Genomic DNA, 18,004 nt, shown 5'->3' on the forward strand with positions numbered 1-18,004 from the left:
TTAAACAGCTCTTTTGAGTGAGTACTCATATGCCACATCCTCGCGTAAATAAAAACCTTGGTTTAACCCTTTTCGCTATTTTTTTTACTACCTCGTTAGTTGCGTGTGGGGGTTCTGGGGGTGGCTCTGGAAGTGAAAGTAATGATGACATTGTTAAGCCTAATACTCCTACGCCCACCGATAAATGCAAAGATAAAACTGCTAGTAATTCAGGGCAGGCTGACTTAGACGAAGATGAGATCACTGATGACTGCGACGATGACATTGATGGTGACGGCGTTGTGAATGCAAAAGACGCAAGACCTTTGGATGCCACTATTGCTGGCATCAGCACTAGATCTTATAAAGGAGACGGTTTTGGCTATATAAATGCAACTGAAAGTTTTTACTTTAATGGCAAAAATCAGCTGGTTGAGCAAGAATACCTGTCATCTAGCAATCCTGATCGAGCTAATACCTCAACGCAGTTTACTTACGACAATAAAGATCGCCTAATTCGCCGCGAACAAACCCGTGGTCTCGATAAGCGAAATGATGGTATCGAAGTATGGGTATATGATCAAAAAGGTCAGCTAACTGAGTTCAATACCAATTCTAATGGAGATAGTATTTTTGAGAGAACAGTAACTTATCAATATAATTCAAACGGTAATATCGAACAGATAGTAGAAAAGGATTCAAGTGATTCGAGCTTTTTCTATAATTCAACTAAAATGTACATATATAATAGCCAGAACCAGTTAGAACAAATAAAGACTGACGAATATAATGACGGTAGTATAGACAGAATTGAAGATATAACTTTTAGTATTAATAATTACCTAGCTAAGTCTGCTCTATCTTTTGTAAGAGTTGATGAAGATACTAACAATGATGTTAGAGAATTGCGTAATACTTTAGAGTTCAGCTACGATAATCAAGGTAATGTTACAAAAGTTGTTGATAGCTCAATCGATTATGGAAGTGTTCGAACTGTCACCTATGCATATGATAATCAAAAAAATATTATTAGAAAGACGACTAATGACGAACCATCTGTTATCGATATTGAAGTTTCTTATAATAATTTAGGCTTAGCGACTAATGCTACGGAAACATATGAAGGGTTTAGAGCTAACGTTCAGAATGTTACTAATAAAGCTGAATATAACAATGCAGGATACTTAACTAAAACTCTAGTAGATGTTAGTCAAAATGGAAAAATCAACCAAGAGATTACTTACAGCTATGAAGGAAGCGTCCCACTAAAGTTTAATATGCCAACATTTATAGATTTTGGATTATCTAATAATAGAGCTCCTACTGCGACTAGTTTATTGAATAAAGTGAATGCTAGATATACCGCAGATATGATTAAAGAGTCTTATTATGACTAACTATATATCTGAGATTGTTATGTCTATAAAGAGTTTACTGTAATTTAAGCATAAACTAAATTTTTAGTTTATAAGAGAGCCGTTAGAGTAATCTAATAGCTCTTTTTAGTTGCACACCAAGTTTGATGAGCGGTTTGATGAGCGAGATATTGAATGAGCAATAATTATACAGTCGACGACAATAGCATTGCTTCAAATCCCGGTAATACGGAGCTAAATAAATGGGTATGGTTTTGTCATAATAAAATGTTCGTAAGCTTATTGACACTATTTCTGATTTGCTCATTATTAGCTACGATGGTCATCGATGTTATGTATTTCTTAGTTACTGTTATTGCAGTAGTGATGAACCTTTATTACTGGGTAAATAAAAAGGAGCATTTTCTAAGTGGAGATTCAAATGGAGGTATTGTTGTAGATACTTATCCTACTCTCATTGCAGTTAATACAAGTTTAACTAAAGGTTACGGTCATTTCCCAGTAGTCAAAATAATGAAATGTACTTCATTAAAAAATGTGTCTGTTGGCGATAGAGTACCAACAGTTGCGCTCTATACTGCCTCAACTAATGACGATTTAGCACATTGGCTAGACTTCAACCCTATTCCTTTATCTTACGCAACTAATGATGCAAAGACAGTAAAGTTAGCTATGCAAAGTTATTCGAACGAACAGTGGGAGCAGTTGGAAAAATATTTATTAGAATTAGAGAAGCCATATAAACCAGGTTTATATCAGGTTGATAAAGAACAGAGTAATTGGAATGAGCAACTGAATGACTCTCTAAGTATTTTAAGTAGTATTGAACTTGAAGGAGGAGGTGGACGAATTAATCTAATGAAGATTGTAATTAGCGTAATGGTATTTATAGCTATTTTATATGGGCTAAAGATTTTCATTTGACAGGTATCAATCTAATGAGTTATTTCTCGAGAAATCTACCATGTCCCTAAAATCCAGCTTTAAAGGCTTCCTAGGTGAAACCGTCATTAACGTCGCCATGTGGCTAAAGCTTGAAAAAGACGTCTACCACCGTTTAAACGGTATTACCTTGCCAAGAGCCAATGGTGGCAGTACCCAAATCGATCATATCATCGTCTCTGTGTACGGCATTTTTGTGATTGAGACGAAAAACTATAAAGGCTGGATATATGGTAGCGAGAACCAAAGACAGTGGACACAAGTTTTCCCAAATGGAAATAAATTTAAATTCCAAAATCCATTACATCAAAATTATCTACACATTAAGACGCTCGCAGATTTATTAGGCTTGGAGCTGAGCTATTTTCATTCGATGATTGCTTTCATCGGTGAGTGTGAGCTAAAAACCCGCGATGAGTTGCCCGAGCATGTATTGACGAGTGGTATGGTATCTTATGTGAAAAAAAAGCAAGATAAGATACTCACTGAAGATGAGGTTGCATCTATCGTTGAGCAGATTAATGGCAATAGATTTAGTAAATCTTGGCGTACCAATAGAGAGCATAAAGCCTATCTAAAAGAGCAGCCTAGCGGTAACGCTACTGATAAACCAATTGTTAAAACTGCCAGTAAGCCAATACCTGAGCCGATAGTAAAAGAAACCGCTAAACGTGCCACGTTGAAAAGTAGAGAAGTGCTGCAATGGTCTGGTCAGACTGAGATTGAATCTAGCGAATTAATAACTGACAGTATGAATACTCAGCAGATAAATACACCATATGATATTGCTGATAAGGTTTTTCTTACGCCGTTTGAGGTTGTAGAGCCTGAACTAGCAGCGATTTCCTCTGAGATAGATGTGGTGATAGACCATACAGCTGATTTGATTCAAACACCAACCTGCCCGAGATGTAACGGTGAGATGATCAAGCGCGTGGCAAAAAAAGGCCTGAATCAAGGGCAGGCCTTTTTTGGTTGTAGCAAATTTCCTAAGTGTCGCGGTGTGGTGAATATTGATTAGTCGTTAATCATCTTCACCTTAGTCACATTACCCATATATTTCTTCCAAACGTAAACAAGCCACCAATCGACCGTCCCATTCGCGCAGTTGTGGCTCTACTTCGCTGCATTGCTGCTTGGCATAGGGGCAGCGTTTATGTAGGGCGCAGCCACTTGGTGGATTTAGTGGACTTGGTAGCTCACCTTGTAGGGTCAAATCATTTTTATGACCATTTACCGTTGGGGCAGCAGCTAGTAACGCGATGGTGTAAGGGTGTTTTGGCGCATTATAAATCGCTTCTTTGGGGCCGTGCTCGACGGCCTGACCCAAGTACATCACCATCACATCATCAGCGACGTGGCGCACGACGGATAAATTGTGCGAGATAAAGACGTAAGCGGTGCGATACTCATCCTGCAAATCCATAAATAGATTTAGAACCTGCGCCTGAATGGAGACATCGAGAGCGGAAGTTGGCTCATCAGCGACGACAATTTTAGGATTGAGCATCATGGCGCGGGCGAGGGCAATACGTTGGCGCTGACCCCCTGAAAACATATGTGGAAAACGCCCAGCGTGTTCGGGACGTAGACCGACATGTCTCATCATCTCGTTGATTTTGTCGCGCTTTTCCTCTTTGGACAATTTGGTATGGATATCTAATGGTTCTGTCAATTGATAACCAATGGTATGACGCGGATTTAAGCTACCATAAGGATTTTGAAAGACCATTTGAATTTCAGTACGCAACTCTTTTAGCGCTTTTCTGCTATAGCCTGTGGTGCCTTCATCGTTGATAAATAGCTCACCATGTGTAGGCGCTTCGATCAGTGTCAACTGGCGGGCAAGCGTGGATTTGCCGCAGCCTGACTCACCAACTACGGCCAATGTCTTGCCAGCTTCAAGCTCGAATGAGACGCCATTGAGCGCTTTCACGTAGGCCTTTGCTTTGCCCAGACCTTGTGATACTGGGTAGTGCTTGTGTAGATTGTCTGCTTTTAGGACCACTTTGTTACTCATACTTGTGACTCCAAGATAGCAGCGTGAGAGGGGCGAGAAGTAATATTAGAATCAATACAACGCACCTTGCCATTGGGCGTATCTAAAATAGGTGGCGGTACTTCGCAAGCAGGCTCCTTATACGGGCAACGAGGAGACAACAAGCAACCAGTTGGCCTGTCATATTGACTTGGCACGACCCCTGGTAAGCTATTTAATCTATCTTGACCGATGGCTAATTCAGGGATGGCTTGTAGCAATGCTTCCGTATAAGGGTGGGCAGGGTTTTGGAAAATTTCTGGCACGGTACTGGTTTCGACCACTTGTCCCGCATACATAACCGCGACATCACGCGAGTTTTGTGCAACCAGACCTAAATCGTGGGTGATTAATACCATGGCCATTTGTTTTTCGCGTTGTAATCGGCTGAGCAAATCCATGATCTGCGCTTGTACTGTGACATCTAAAGCTGTGGTTGGTTCATCTGCGATAAGTAGTTTTGGCTCGCAAGCAATCGCCATCGCAATCATAACCCGTTGACTCATACCGCCTGATAGTTGATGCGGATAGACCTTAAGTCTGTTTTTGGCATCGGGCATTTCGACCAACTCTAGCAGCTCTAAGATGCGAGTTTGTACTGCTGCGCCTCGTAAACCAAGGTGCTTGCGTAGCACTTCACCTAACTGCATTTCAACGGTAAAGCTTGGATTTAGGCAAGACATCGCATTTTGAAAAATCATAGAGATATCTTTACCAATGATGCCGCGTCTCTCTTTGGCTGACATACTGAGCATGTCTTTATTGTCAAAGACCACTCGTTGTGCGCGTACGGTCGCGGAAGGTGGCAACAGACCCATTAGTGCCATCATAGTGACTGACTTACCTGAGCCAGATTCACCCACGACAGCGATGACCTCACCTTGGGTAATCTTTAACGATACATCATCCACTGCGCGAAAGGCACGCACCCCTTGTCCAAAAGTAACCGACAGGTTTTCGATATCTAGCAATAACGGAGAGTCTTTTGTTGATGCACCATTCATAGACGTATGAGTGATAGGCGTATTAATTAATGGTTCAGTCATCTTAGGTCACCTGCTTTAATTTAGGATCTAGCGCATCGCGTAAGCCATCACCAGTCAGGTTAATTGATAGTGCAGCTAAGAAGATAGCGACACCCGGCCAGATGGCTAGCCAAACATTACTTTGAATATATTGACGTGCCGTACCTAGCATCGCGCCCCATTCGGCATCTGGTGGCTGTACGCCAAAACCTAGGAAACCAATCGCACCTGCTTCTAAAATAGCAGACGAGAAAATCATCGTTGCCTGTACGATAAGCGGTGCCATACAGTTGGGCAAAATGGTGATAAACAACAATCTGAGTACGCCAGCGCCCATCACTTGTGAGGCAATAAAATACTCACGTTGCAGCTCTACCATCGCAGTGGCACGAGTTAACCGAATAAAAGGCGGCGTACAGACCAGTGCGATCGTAATAATCGTATTGGTCATAGATGGCCCTAAGATAGCGGCAATGATAATCGCCAATAGCAAGCTCGGATATGACATCAAGATATCATTGACCAACATGACGGCTTTGCCCCAAACCTTTGGCCAAAACGCCGCACTTAGACCTAATGAGATACCAACCAACATCGCCAGAGTCGTTGCGCTTAGACCGATAAACAACGAATAACGTGCGCCATACATCACTCGAGATAAGGTATCTCGGCCCGCATCATCAGTACCTAGCCAAAACATCGCATTGCCACCATCAAGAAAGGCAGGCGGTAATTGCTCTTGACCGGTGAACAGCTCGTAAGGATCATGAGGCGCAATAGCAGGCGCAAGTATGGCAACTAGAACCATTAATGCCAGTACGATAAAACCAATCACTGCGCCTTTGTTTCGGCAGAACGTCGATAAAAATAGCTGCCAAGATGACGGCGGTGTGGCTGCCATCAGATTGACATCAGAGGGGAGAACAGAAGGCTTCATGAGCATTTCCTATAGTGGCTAGCGCATTGGGTTTGTTTGGGCTTCCTTCCTAACAATTATTAGAAATTTGCTAAAAACTTTTAGAACCATGTAAGCGTTAATCATCACTATTTATAATGTGAGTATTTATCAATGTTAAATTAAGAAGTATGGCGAATACGTGGATTGATCAGACCATACAAAATATCAATAAATAAACTAACCAAAATCAGAGCGGTGGCGACCAATAAAATACCATTTTGTACAATAGGGTAGTCACGAGTGAAAAACCCATCGAGTAGCCAATTACCGACGCCTGGCCAACTAAAGATAGTCTCGGTAATAATGGCACCTGCAAGCAATGTCGCCATCTGCAAGCCAACGACGGTAACCACAGTAATCAAGGCGTTACGCATTACGTGGACTAGTATCACTCGGCGTGGAGATAAGCCTTTGGCTCGCGCTGTACGCACGTAATCCTCATCTAGTACCTCTAGCATCGCAGAGCGTGTCATCCGCGCAATCATCGCTAACGGAATGGTCGATAGAGCAATAGAGGGCAATATAAAGTGTTTGACCACGTTCCAAAACGCACCAGGTTCTCCTGAGCTTAGTGAGCCAAGTAACCATGACCCATACAGTGGCTGCACATCTAAAAACTGTGCGACAGATATCACCCCAGCGACGGGCAGTAGACCTAAATAATGAGCGAAGATACCAGTCAGGATAGGGCCCAATAAATAGATGGGCATAGAGTAGCCTGCCAACGCGCCTGACATTAGGGTGTAATCAATCCATGTACCACGGCGCAGGGCAGCAAAGATACCTAAGCTGACACCAATGACACTAGCGATAACAATAGCGCACAATGCCAATTCTAGAGTAGGAACAAAGTGAGCAAAGAAGTCTTGTAGTACAGGCGTACGAGTACGAAAGGATTGACCAAAATCACCCGTTAAGATGCCAGTCAAATAATCCCAATACTGGGCAACGAGCGGTTTGTCTAATCCTAGCCTTTCTAACGCACGAGCATGTAGCTCGGGATCGACCATACGCTCGCCCATCATAATCTCGACCGCATCTCCAGGTACGAGACGAATCAGAGTAAAAGTCGATAGCGTTAGGCCAAGATAGACGGGTATTAAAATGGCAATACGACGCAGAATATAAAGTAGCATGGGCTGCTCAATAGTTGTGGTTCAATGATTAGAGTATTAGCGATGATGAAGAGATCCGTGACAAAGCGCTTAATTCATATTGTTCATATCATTTATATAAATTCGGCTGGAGCAGAGTATCTGACCCAGCCGCACTTATATGAATGAATAAAATGAATAAATTGCTTATGTTGTAACGGAGTTAATCAGTCAAGGTTATTCAACTTTCACACCATCGAAGCGTATTGAGCCAAGTGGACTGATTTTATAATCGACCACGTTTGGTGCGGTGAATACGGTTACTACCGAATGCGCCATCGTCGTCCAAGGAAGCTGCTCTTTGAATATTTGCTGAGCTTGCTCATATTCACTGACACGCTCATCTTGATTGTTAATCTGACGGGCATTGGTCACCAAATTATCGAAGTCTTTATTACACCAGCGCGAGTAGTTGTTACCACCGACCGCGTCACAAGACAATAACGAACCAAGCCAGTTGTCTGGATCACCATTATCGCCAGTCCAACCTGCTAGAATGACATCAGGCTCGCCTTTAGCAGCGCGTTTTAGGTATTCGCCCCACTCATAAGTCACAAGCTTGGTATCGACGCCAATCTTCGCCCAATCTGCTTGCAGCATTTCAGCCATTAGCTTGGCATTTGGGTTGTATGGACGCTGAACTGGCATATACCATAGATTGATAGAAAGGTTATCCGCGCCAGCTTCTTTGATTAGTGCTTTTGCTTTTTCGACATCGTAAGGTGCATCTTTAAGTGACTCGTCATAGCCCCACTGCGTTGGCGGCATTGGGTTGGTTGCTTTGAGGCCTTCGCTCTGATAAACCGCATTGATAATAGCGTCTTTGTTGATCGCCATATCTAATGCTTGACGCACTTTAAGATCGCTCAGTTGAGGTTTTTCTACGTTATAACCGACATAGCCGACGTTGAAGCCAGGCTGATCGAGAACAGTGGCTTTACCTGATTTTTTGACAGATTCGATTTCGGCAGGTTTTGGATAAGCGGACACGTGACATTCGCCAGCTTGCACTTTCTGTGCGCGGACTGCTGAGTCTTTAGTAATGACAAACACTAGGTTGTCGATATAGATGTCGTCTTTATTCCAATAGTCTGGGTTTTTGGTATAACGAATTTGCGCGTCTTTTTGATATGAGGTAAAGACGAAAGGTCCAGTACCGACGGGCTTAGTATTGATATCAGTAGCATTACCAGAAGCTAGCAATTGATCTGCGTACTCAGCAGAACCAATGTAAGCAAAAGGCATTGCTAGGTTCTGTAGGAACGGCGCATTGGTTTCGCTAAGGGTGATTTTTACCGTATAGTCGTCGACCTTTTCGATATTAGAGATAATATCAGGTAGTCCCATGCCGACTGAATATGGGAATTCAGCAGGATAAGCTTTGTTAAATTCAAAGTCGGGGTCAGTGATACGTTCTAGCGTAAAGACAATGTCATCCGCGTTGAAATCGCGTGTCGGAGTAAAGTAGTCGGTTGTACCGAACTTAACCCCTTTGCGTAGATTAAAGGTATAAGTCTTGCCGTCTTCGCTAATATCCCAGCTTTCAGCAAGTCCTGGCTGAATTTCAGTCTCCGCTCTTTTGAATTCTACCAAGCCATTATAGATAGGGAAGGCACTCGCATCAAAATCCGTACCTGAAGTATATTGCGCTGGATCGAATCCAGCAGGGCTACCTTCTGAGCAATAGAGCAATGTTTTGGCGGCTTTGGCATCTGAGCTAGCAGCAGAGTCATCCGTAGTTTTGTTGTCTCCACTACAGGCGGTGATACCTAAGACAAACGTCGCCAACATCGTAAGTTTGAAGAGTGATTTTTGCATTATTACATCCTATGTAATGGTAGGTAGGTACTCATGTATCCAGATGTTCGTACTCGAGCATGAATACAATGAGAAAGCGTTTAATGACCTCTAAAGTATCTATTTATATAATGTTTCTTATATACAAAATAAAACATATTAAAGCTTGTCATAACTTTAAATTATGTAGATGGAAACTAAAAATATAAACAAGTCGTTCGTACTCGAGCATGAATACAATGAGAAAGCGTTTAATGACCTCTAAAGTATCTATTTATATAATGTTTCTTATATACAAAATAAAACATATTAAAGCTTGTCATAACTTTAAATTATGTAGATGGAAACTAAAAATATAAACAAGTCGTTCGAATATACTCTCTTAATATGTGGTAATGCAAGCGATAAATAGACTAATTTTGATAAAAAATGCACGGTTTTACCGTGTTTAGCATCAATAAGACATTAAATACTAGATTATATTGTTTTTTGTTTATTCATTATAAATAGCAAAGAGGCATATTTTTAGATTACTAATTAGTTACAATTTTACTAGATGTAAACAATTAGAAATAATAAAGTCATGTCTCTTTGAGGTACTCAGCTATAATCCGTTTGTCCAACGCAGCACTAAACAGGGCTATGATTTGTTTTAATTAAATCGGCTATTTTTTCGGCAATCATGATAGTTGGCGCATTGGTATTGGCGCTAATAAGCGTTGGCATCACTGAAGCGTCGATAACTCGCAATCCACTCACACCTCGTACCTTTAATTCCAAATCAACCACAGAGCTGTCATCTGAGCCCATGCGGCAAGTGCCTACTGGATGGTAAATGGTGTCAGATTTATTTCGGATATAACCGAGCATGCCGTCTTTTTCGAGGTAAGGGGCAGGGTAGTCTTCAGTGATGTACTTAGCAAGTGCAGACTCTTGCATGATGGCGCGAGTACGCTCGGCACCGGCTACCATATACTCTACGTCTTTTGGATGCGACAGATAGTTTGGATCGATTAAGACAGCATCGGAAGGGTCGGCTGAGTCCAATCTGATAGTACCTCGACTTTCAGGCCGTAAGTAGCAACTGTGACAAGAGACAGCAAATCCGCGTCTGAGATCGCGACCGTGCTCTATCACGCGCGAGATGACAAAGTGCAGCTGAGTATTTGGCCACTCTTTTGGGTCATCACCGACGCTAAAGAACGCACCCGCTTCTGCATAGTTGGTAGACAGCAGCCCTGTACCGTCTTTTCTCCACTGCCGAATACTTTTGGTTAATGTCGAAATCGATGCCATGCCAATACCGATGACATCAGTCGTATTGACCTCGTAATCAAAGACGACGTCTAAGTGATCCTGCAAATTACCACCGACCTCAGGTGCATCTACCACCACATCAATACCATGAGACCGCAAATGCTCTGCAGGGCCGATACCTGAGAGCATCAGAACTTTGGGTGAACCAAACGCGCCACCTGATAGTAAGACTTCATGACGCGCCGTGACAGTATGTTCGACCCCGTCTTTTTCATAGACGACGCCTGTCGCTTGATTGTCTTCGATAATGACGCGGTTAGCCTGCGCATAAGTGATAACCGTCAGGTTGGAGCGGTTTTGGACAGGATGCAGATAGGCAGCCGCGGCAGAGCAGCGTTGGCCTTGTTTTTCACCATGGAAATGAGTGACTTGATACAACCCTGTACCGTCTTGCTTTTCGCTATTAAAGTCAGGGTTATGATCTAGGCCATTGGCAATCGCAGCTTCTACGAATGCTTTGGAGATGTCTCGTGGACTGAGTAGGTCGCTAACATGCAGCGGCCCGCTATCACCATGTAGGTTATCGCTACCACGAACGTTGTTTTCAGCTTTGATAAAGTAGGGCAATACATCGTCAAATCCCCAGCCAGTACAGCCTTGCTCTACCCAGCGCTCATAATCTAGCTTACTACCACGCGTATAGATCATAGCATTGATCGCTGATGAGCCGCCCAGACATTGTCCACGCGGCTGAAAACCTTTACGGTTATTAAGGTGCTCTTGCGGAGTGGTGTGAAAGCACCAATTGTTCAATTTAAGCGGTTTACCAGGAACCATCAGAATCAGTCCAGCAGGCACACGAACTGCTAGATCTTTGCCATCACCGCCGTATTCTAATAAACAAACACTGATATCTGGGTTTTCAGTGAGACGGCTGGCGAGCACGCAACCTGCCGAACCTCCGCCGACGATGACATAGTCAAATGTTGTGTCAAATTCCATTTCATATTCCTTATAGCATCCATGCTAATTAAAATAGGGTACGCTTTACAGTAACTATTATTCTGCTGAAATAATAAAATAAAAATGACTCTGCGGTATCTGTTCGCGTCAATATCGTAGGACAAGCTAAGACTGTTATATTCGGTACATTATTTAAGATTAATGCTACTTAATGTTGCATCAAACGTTCTTATATCGCACAGATTTCTGAGCGTACGATAAAGCGTTTACCTTCAGGGATTTCTAACGAAAAGCTCGCACCGCGACCATTGACGACATCAATAGTGAGATCGGTATGCTGCCATAAATTGTACTGTGCCTTGCCCATATAAAATGGACAGCCAGCAAGCTCACCAACCAGCACATCTTGACCACCCACTTTGAACTCTCCTAATGGATAGCACATGGGCGAGCTACCATCACAGCAGCCGCCTGATTGATGAAACATTAGCTCACCGTGCTTGGATTTCAATAGCTCAATTAGCTCTTTACAAGACTCTGTTGCCGTAATTTTCATACTCAACTCCTATGCTATCAGTGTCTAAAAACCATATCGTTCTGAAAAGCTATTATTCAAAACATGGCTTTTTACGACTTCTTAAAGTGAAAATGCAACCTATCTTGCGACAGATTGCATTTGTTTTCTAAGTACTGTCATGCGTTCACAGGTTAGATTAGAAGAAACCCATTTTTTTAGGACTGTACGAAACCAGCATGTTTTTGGTTTGCTGATAATGATCGAGCATCATCAGATGGTTTTCGCGGCCGATACCTGATTGCTTATAGCCACCGAATGCCGCATGTGATGGATATAGGTGATAGCAGTTGGTCCATACGCGGCCCGCTTGAATACCACGTCCGAAACGATAGGCCTTATGTACACTACGCGTCCAAACGCCAGCGCCTAGACCATATAGCGTATCGTTGGCAATTTGCATGGCTTCTTCGTCGTCTTTAAAGGTAGTAACAGCGAGCACAGGCCCAAAGATTTCTTCTTGGAACACGCGCATGTCGTTGGTACCTTCAAAGATAGTTGGCTTAACATAATAGCCGTCTGCTAGGTCGCCATCGTGTTTGGCTTGATCGCCACCGACTAGGACTTTTGCGCCTTCTTTTTTACCAATATCAAGATAAGATAAAATCTTTTCTAACTGATCTGAACTGGCTTGCGCGCCAATCATAGTCTCAGTATCTAGTGGATTGCCCATTTTGATCGCTTCGACACGAGCGATACAGCGTTTGATAAATTCGTCATAGATGCTTTCGTGTACGAGCGCACGTGATGGACAAGTACATACTTCACCTTGGTTTAGGGCAAACATGACTAGGCCTTCGACCGCTTTGTCCAAGAAGTCATCGTCTTCGTCCATGACATCAGCAAAGAAGATATTTGGGCTTTTGCCGCCAAGCTCTAGCGTCACTGGAATAATGTTTTCGCTAGCGTACTGCATGATGAGGCGACCCGTTGTGGTCTCACCAGTGAAGGCAACTTTGTTGATACGTGGGTTAGAAGCAAGTGGTTTACCAGCTTCGACACCAAAGCCATTGACGATGTTTAACACGCCTTTAGGTAAAATGTCAGCGATACCGATCGCTTCTAACATATATAGTATAGAGGCAGGCGTTTGCTCAGCAGGCTTCATGACGATACAGTTACCAGCGGCTAGAGCAGGGGCGATTTTCCATACTGCCATTAGAATAGGGAAGTTCCATGGGATAATCTGCCCGACAACGCCAAGCGGCTCATGGAAATGATAAGCAACAGTGTCTTCATCAATCTGGCTGATACCGCCTTCTTGTGCGCGGATGGCGCTGGCGAAATAACGGAATTGATCGATGGCTAGTGGAATATCTGCCATCAAGGTCTCGCGTACAGGCTTACCATTTTCATAGCACTCAGCAATAGCGATCGCTTCTAGATTGGCTTCCATGCTATCTGCGATTTTTAATAGTAAATTGGCACGTTCAGCGACGCTGGTTTTGCCCCAAGCGTCTTTGGCAGCATGCGCGGCATCTAGGGCTTTTTCGATATCTGCTTCTTTTGAACGGGCGACTTGGCAAATGGTTTTACCATCGATAGGACTTGGGTTGTCAAAGTACTCGCCATCGACAGGAGGGGTCCACTCACCATTAATAAAGTTATCGTATTTTTCGCGGAATTGGACAGGACTGTTTTCAGTATTGGGATAAGCGTATAACATTAACCACTCCTTGTTGTGTATTATGGTTATTTAAAATATGGTTACTTACGTATGACCATTTAAAAATACATTCTTGGTCTTCCTAACCAAGTTATCATCCTATCGTACTGAGCTTTTTAGCAGAACGATAATGACTTTTTATAATGATATATTTTGTATCGTATAACTTTAAGTTATGTGATATGAGTCGGTTAAAATGGTTCGCAAACGGTATGCAGCTGTTATAATTGTGAGCATCTGCTTTGGCTTGCTATGGTTACTTGATTAATCATGGCGGCTTTCTTTTTGTACTATTTCTTCTTCATAATATTGGTTGGTTTGGATCTATGCGTCAATCTTCTGCTCTTGATATCCTAAAAACAGGTCAAAACGTCTTTTTGACCGGCTCAGCAGGTTCAGGTAAGACTTATACTCTCAATCAATATATCGATTATTTACGCGCCCGCCGTGTCCCTGTCGCGGTGACCGCCAGTACGGGTATTGCCGCCACGCACATGAACGGCACGACGATTCATAGCTGGTCAGGCATCGGTATCAAAGATGAGCTGACTGATCGAGATTTGTCTACCTTGTCACGCAAGCAGTTTTTAGCAGACAGATTAAAAGATACTGCGGTATTGGTCATCGATGAGATCTCGATGCTACATGCCAAGCAGCTTAACTTGGTTAGCCAAGTGCTCAAGCATATTCGCAAAAATGACAAAGCGTTTGGTGGTATTCAGGTGGTAGTCGCAGGAGACTTTTTTCAGTTACCGCCGATTGGTAGTAAAGGCGAGACGAATCGTGAAAAATTCGCGTTTATGTCCGAAGCGTGGCTCGATGCCAAGTTCCATATTTGCTATTTGTCTGAGCAGCATCGTCAAGTGAGCGATGCAGCCAATGGTGGTCTGGATTTGGATGACATTCTTAACCAAATTCGCCGTCAGGAAGTAACCTTTGAGGCGATTGCCGCTTTAGAAGCGACTTATGACCAAAGTGTCGATATCAAACGTACGCGTCTCTATACCCATAACCTCAACGTCAATAAAATTAATGACAAAGAACTGGCGTCTCTAGATGGCGAGATGATGCGTTTTGAGGCGACGGCGACAGGCGATAGTAAGCTGGTTGAGACGCTAAAAAAGACCGTGCGAACCCAAGACGAGCTGATTCTTAAAGTCGGCGCCAAGGTAATGTTTATCAAAAACAACGCTGAGCTTGGTGTCTCTAACGGAACGATGGGCGAGTTGATAGGATTTGCTGCTGTCAAAATAGACGATAAAGACAGTAGTGACGCGTTAATCGAAGACGATAGCAGTGATGACGCTAATGAGGATGCTGCTGGCGAAAAAACGACAAAAGGTAAAAAGTCCGCTGCTAAAAAAGATAAGGAAAAGCCAAAGTCGAAGAAACCAACGACCCAGAAAATGCCTGTCGTGCGGCTTAATTCAGGACGAGAAGTTATCGCTGAGCCTGAAGAGTGGATTATCGAAGATGAAACGGGTGACGTGTTGGCAAGTTACTTACAAGTGCCACTCTGTCTGGCATGGGCGATTACCATTCATAAATCGCAAGGCATGACCCTCGATGCGGCTGAAATCGATTTGTCGCGTACTTTTGAGTTGGGACAAGGTTATGTGGCATTGTCACGCCTTAAGTCGCTATCTGGCTTACAGCTGCTGGGTATGAACGATATGAGCTTGCAACTCGATCCATTGGCTCGCGGCGCGGATAAGCGGTTTTTGGTACTGTCTGAAGAAGCGGATGCTAATTATGCGATGCTAGATGAAGAAAGTATGCAGCAGGCACATGAAAAATTCGTCCTGAAGTCAGGTGGAACATTGAGCAAGTCGGTAATCGATGCTTACGCCACCCTACAAAAGAAGCGACGCGAACAACAGCAAGCGAAAATCGATAAAAAACAGAAGTTAGGCAATCAGGTCTCTGACAAATCAGACAGTACTCTACTTGCGACCAGAGTGTTGTTAGAGGAGAGTTTGACCATTGCGGAGATATCACAAGCCCGTCAATTGTCACAGTCGACCATCATGCGTCATATTGCTGACCTAAAATCACAAGATCCAAGCCTTGCCTGCGATCATCTGCGTCCAGATGATGAGGTAATGACAGCCGTAGGTAATGCCTATATCGCTATTAAAGTCGCTAACAATCCAAATGACTTTAATGATGACGGTAGCATCAAGCTGCGTCCGATATATGATCATCTCAAGCAAAGTATTGACTACAATACCATTCGCCTCGCATTGATTTTTATCACGCCGTAGTTTTGCTGCCTATAATTTTATAGCCTATAACTTTATTACCTTTATTTTTATAGGCTTTATCTTTGCTATTTCTTAGTATTTAGCAATCATTAGCGCACTCAACGTGATAACGCTCAGTTTTTACCCCCATTTATAGCGATACCCTTTATGTCCGATGTTATGCCTGATTTTTCGAGCGCTACTTATCAATTGACCTCTGACCCGATAGCGGCGACGTTCCGTACTACTGGTGAGCACACACAGCCACTGAGAGTCGCTATCAATGGCTTTGGGCGTATAGGGCGCAATGTACTTCGTGCTTTGCTAGAGCGCTTTGAAGTGTTGGGCCGTGCGATTCATGTAGTGGCAATTAATGATTTAGCGCCAGCGGATATCTTGTTACATTTACTCAAGTTTGACAGCACCCATGGCCGCCTCAGTCGATTAGGGGTAAATGCTGAGATTGTAGAAAGTGAGTCAGGTGATACGAGCAAGACCGAACTCTGTCTGACAAAAAACAATCTGACTTACTGCATCAATATGCTATCAGAGCCTAATCCTAAAAATTTACCTTGGCAGGCGCTGGGTGTCGATGTGGTTTTAGAATGTACTGGGCATTTTCGCTCGTATGAGCAGGCGACGCTACATATCGATGCTGGCGCGCAACAAGTGATCATCGGTGCCGCGCCGTTTGACGATGTGGATGCCTGTATCGTCATGGGTGTGAATACCGATGCGCTCACGCTTGAGCTACCGATTATCTCCAGTGTTTCTTGTACCACGCAGGCATTGGTACCGTTGATTGATACGCTTGATAAAGCGTTTGGTGTGCAGTCAGCCATGATGACAGAGATTCATGCAGTTACTGCCGATCAGACAGTGCTAGATCAAGCACATCGAGATCCAAGACGGGCGCGCGCTTCTGGCTATAACATTATCCCAACGACATCCAGTAGTATTGCTGCGACAGAACGAGTGCTACCAGCCATGGTCGGCAAGATAAATGGACATTCGATACGGGTGCCCACTATCGACGTGGCTGCGATTGATGTCACCTTTGTATTTGATACGCCAGATGTCGATGTCGAGACAGTGCGAGAAGTACTTAAATCTGCCAGTCAGGCACATCTGCATGACATCATGGCATATACCGATGAGCCGTTAGTATCTAGTGACTTTATCCATCAGACTGAGTCGCTTATCATTGATGGGCAACAGCTTATGCAAGTGGGTGGTCAATATAAGGTTTTTGCATGGTATGACAACGAATGGGGTTATGCCAATAGGCTGCTCGATATGTGCTTACATCTGGCCTCAAGCAAGCGATAATGCACCAATTTACAAGTATTCGAAAATTAATTGGATTTTTTTAGTTTAGGGGCTTGCATTATAAAATGATATCTATATAATGATGCACCAATGGAGACGTGGCAGAGCGGTTGAATGCACCGGTCTTGAAAACCGACAAGGGTTAATAGCCCTTCGAGAGTTCGAATCTCTCCGTCTCCGCCAAATTCGAAAAAGCCCCAATCAGCAATGATTGGGGCTTTTTTTTATGGTATTGATAACAGTATTAATTAGTCCCTGTAATTTGCGAATCTATTCTGCACTAATTTGAATCTCATTCTGCACTAAGTTTTCGTAATTCATTTTGCACTAGATAACCTACTAAAAATTAATACAATGACGTTACAAATGCCCGCACCATTATTGAGTATTGCACTACTGCTCCGTTCTATTTATGCTACTCTTTTCCAACAGTCTAATGTTTTAAATGGCTGCATCCTTTTGTGCGGCTGACCGCCGCCAGTACAACCTACATAATCTTCTTCGTCATCTGTGGTATCTACTGTCACTTGATACAGCATCTCGCGATACGCGCCTTCATCCAGTCCTAGCTTATTTTTGCCGATATGCACGAGCTGCATCATCTTCTTTTTTTGGGGAGAGTGCGCTATGTGAGACCTCGCATAACCATATGATTCAATAGATGTTTGTTATTATATCTAAAAGGTAGTGTTTAGAGTTATGA

The 18,004-nt window shown here is 43.3% G+C and carries 14 protein-coding genes and 1 tRNA gene; 6 read left to right on the plus strand and 9 right to left on the minus strand.

The window, feature by feature from the left end:
- Nucleotides 1–29: 29 nt before the first annotated feature.
- The 3 genes from ACTXGF_RS17120 to ACTXGF_RS17130 all read left to right on the plus strand — a co-directional run bounded on the left by ACTXGF_RS17120 (nucleotide 30) and on the right by ACTXGF_RS17130 (nucleotide 3,318).
- Entirely contained in the window at nucleotides 30–1,376 is a 1,347-nt protein-coding gene (locus tag ACTXGF_RS17120) for an RHS repeat domain-containing protein (protein ID WP_443534363.1), read from the plus strand.
- Between the two features lie 153 nt (nucleotides 1,377–1,529).
- Nucleotides 1,530–2,279 carry a DUF3239 domain-containing protein gene (locus ACTXGF_RS17125; protein ID WP_160022247.1) on the plus strand — a complete coding sequence of 250 codons (750 nt, stop codon included), beginning with the start codon at nucleotides 1,530–1,532 and terminating at the stop codon, nucleotides 2,277–2,279.
- Between the two features lie 40 nt (nucleotides 2,280–2,319).
- Nucleotides 2,320–3,318 carry an NERD domain-containing protein gene (locus tag ACTXGF_RS17130; RefSeq protein WP_443534361.1) on the plus strand — a complete coding sequence of 333 codons (999 nt, stop codon included), beginning with the start codon at nucleotides 2,320–2,322 and terminating at the stop codon, nucleotides 3,316–3,318.
- A 27-nt stretch (nucleotides 3,319–3,345) separates the two neighbouring features.
- Here the strand turns inward: ACTXGF_RS17130 and ACTXGF_RS17135 are convergent, their stop codons facing one another.
- The 8 genes from ACTXGF_RS17135 to exaC all read right to left on the minus strand — a co-directional run bounded on the left by ACTXGF_RS17135 (nucleotide 3,346) and on the right by exaC (nucleotide 13,729).
- Nucleotides 3,346–4,317: a peptide ABC transporter ATP-binding protein gene (locus ACTXGF_RS17135; RefSeq protein WP_379543010.1), complete on the minus strand. Its 972-nt coding sequence runs from the start codon at nucleotides 4,315–4,317 to the stop codon at nucleotides 3,346–3,348.
- Nucleotides 4,314–5,381 (minus strand): ABC transporter ATP-binding protein, encoded by a 1,068-nt coding sequence (locus ACTXGF_RS17140; RefSeq protein ID WP_443534358.1) that lies wholly within the window; start codon nucleotides 5,379–5,381, stop codon nucleotides 4,314–4,316. The genes ACTXGF_RS17135 and ACTXGF_RS17140 overlap by 4 nt, the downstream gene beginning before the upstream one ends.
- Before the next feature lies 1 nt (nucleotide 5,382).
- Complete coding sequence (locus tag ACTXGF_RS17145; protein WP_057761128.1) at nucleotides 5,383–6,297, minus strand: ABC transporter permease; 915 nt, start codon at nucleotides 6,295–6,297, stop codon at nucleotides 5,383–5,385.
- A 140-nt stretch (nucleotides 6,298–6,437) separates the two neighbouring features.
- A complete protein-coding gene (locus ACTXGF_RS17150; RefSeq protein ID WP_057761126.1) occupies nucleotides 6,438–7,454 on the minus strand; it encodes an ABC transporter permease in 1,017 nt (338 codons plus the stop codon).
- A 195-nt stretch (nucleotides 7,455–7,649) separates the two neighbouring features.
- Complete coding sequence (locus ACTXGF_RS17155) at nucleotides 7,650–9,290, minus strand: ABC transporter substrate-binding protein (protein WP_443534355.1); 1,641 nt, start codon at nucleotides 9,288–9,290, stop codon at nucleotides 7,650–7,652.
- A 609-nt stretch (nucleotides 9,291–9,899) separates the two neighbouring features.
- Nucleotides 9,900–11,528, minus strand: coding sequence for a GMC family oxidoreductase (locus ACTXGF_RS17160; RefSeq protein ID WP_443535654.1), 1,629 nt, complete (start codon nucleotides 11,526–11,528; stop codon nucleotides 9,900–9,902).
- Nucleotides 11,529–11,718: 190 nt separating this feature from the next.
- A complete protein-coding gene (locus ACTXGF_RS17165) occupies nucleotides 11,719–12,045 on the minus strand; it encodes a DUF779 domain-containing protein (protein ID WP_201568881.1) in 327 nt (108 codons plus the stop codon).
- A gap of 157 nt (nucleotides 12,046–12,202) precedes the next feature.
- Nucleotides 12,203–13,729, minus strand: coding sequence for an acetaldehyde dehydrogenase ExaC (gene exaC, locus ACTXGF_RS17170; protein ID WP_114700459.1), 1,527 nt, complete (start codon nucleotides 13,727–13,729; stop codon nucleotides 12,203–12,205).
- A 326-nt stretch (nucleotides 13,730–14,055) separates the two neighbouring features.
- Here exaC and ACTXGF_RS17175 point away from each other — a divergent pair, with 326 nt between their 5' ends.
- The 3 genes from ACTXGF_RS17175 (at nucleotide 14,056) to ACTXGF_RS17185 (ending at nucleotide 17,484) form a co-directional block, all read left to right on the plus strand.
- Nucleotides 14,056–15,993, plus strand: a complete 1,938-nt coding sequence (locus ACTXGF_RS17175) for a DEAD/DEAH box helicase (RefSeq protein WP_443535652.1) — start codon at nucleotides 14,056–14,058, stop codon at nucleotides 15,991–15,993.
- 159 nt (nucleotides 15,994–16,152) lie between these two features.
- Nucleotides 16,153–17,301: a type I glyceraldehyde-3-phosphate dehydrogenase gene (locus tag ACTXGF_RS17180; protein WP_443535656.1), complete on the plus strand. Its 1,149-nt coding sequence runs from the start codon at nucleotides 16,153–16,155 to the stop codon at nucleotides 17,299–17,301.
- Between the two features lie 92 nt (nucleotides 17,302–17,393).
- Nucleotides 17,394–17,484, plus strand: a tRNA-Ser gene (locus ACTXGF_RS17185).
- A gap of 227 nt (nucleotides 17,485–17,711) precedes the next feature.
- On the opposite strand, the gene ACTXGF_RS17190 is transcribed toward ACTXGF_RS17185, so the two are convergent.
- The gene (locus tag ACTXGF_RS17190) at nucleotides 17,712–17,903 is read right to left on the minus strand and encodes a hypothetical protein (protein WP_443535650.1); all 192 of its coding nucleotides are present in this window, start codon (nucleotides 17,901–17,903) and stop codon (nucleotides 17,712–17,714) included.
- Between the last annotated feature and the right edge of the window lie 101 nt (nucleotides 17,904–18,004).

This window comes from Psychrobacter sp. 1Y6, from assembly GCF_052258385.2.
Taxonomy (GTDB): domain Bacteria; phylum Pseudomonadota; class Gammaproteobacteria; order Pseudomonadales; family Moraxellaceae; genus Psychrobacter.

Bases quoted from the DNA above. Each gene is read 5' to 3' on its own strand.
- ACTXGF_RS17120 (WP_443534363.1), top strand. From the start codon at position 30: ATGCCACATCCTCGCGTAAATAAAAACCTTGGTTTAACCCTTTTCGCT.
- ACTXGF_RS17125 (WP_160022247.1), top strand. From the start codon at position 1,530: ATGAGCAATAATTATACAGTCGACGACAATAGCATTGCTTCAAATCCC.
- ACTXGF_RS17130 (WP_443534361.1), top strand. From the start codon at position 2,320: ATGTCCCTAAAATCCAGCTTTAAAGGCTTCCTAGGTGAAACCGTCATT.
- ACTXGF_RS17135 (WP_379543010.1), bottom strand. From the start codon at position 4,317: ATGAGTAACAAAGTGGTCCTAAAAGCAGACAATCTACACAAGCACTAC.
- ACTXGF_RS17140 (WP_443534358.1), bottom strand. From the start codon at position 5,381: ATGACTGAACCATTAATTAATACGCCTATCACTCATACGTCTATGAAT.
- ACTXGF_RS17145 (WP_057761128.1), bottom strand. From the start codon at position 6,297: ATGAAGCCTTCTGTTCTCCCCTCTGATGTCAATCTGATGGCAGCCACA.
- ACTXGF_RS17150 (WP_057761126.1), bottom strand. From the start codon at position 7,454: ATGCTACTTTATATTCTGCGTCGTATTGCCATTTTAATACCCGTCTAT.
- ACTXGF_RS17155 (WP_443534355.1), bottom strand. From the start codon at position 9,290: ATGCAAAAATCACTCTTCAAACTTACGATGTTGGCGACGTTTGTCTTA.
- ACTXGF_RS17160 (WP_443535654.1), bottom strand. From the start codon at position 11,528: ATGGAATTTGACACAACATTTGACTATGTCATCGTCGGCGGAGGTTCG.
- ACTXGF_RS17165 (WP_201568881.1), bottom strand. From the start codon at position 12,045: ATGAAAATTACGGCAACAGAGTCTTGTAAAGAGCTAATTGAGCTATTG.
- exaC (WP_114700459.1), bottom strand. From the start codon at position 13,729: ATGTTATACGCTTATCCCAATACTGAAAACAGTCCTGTCCAATTCCGC.
- ACTXGF_RS17175 (WP_443535652.1), top strand. From the start codon at position 14,056: ATGCGTCAATCTTCTGCTCTTGATATCCTAAAAACAGGTCAAAACGTC.
- ACTXGF_RS17180 (WP_443535656.1), top strand. From the start codon at position 16,153: ATGCCTGATTTTTCGAGCGCTACTTATCAATTGACCTCTGACCCGATA.
- ACTXGF_RS17190 (WP_443535650.1), bottom strand. From the start codon at position 17,903: ATGATGCAGCTCGTGCATATCGGCAAAAATAAGCTAGGACTGGATGAA.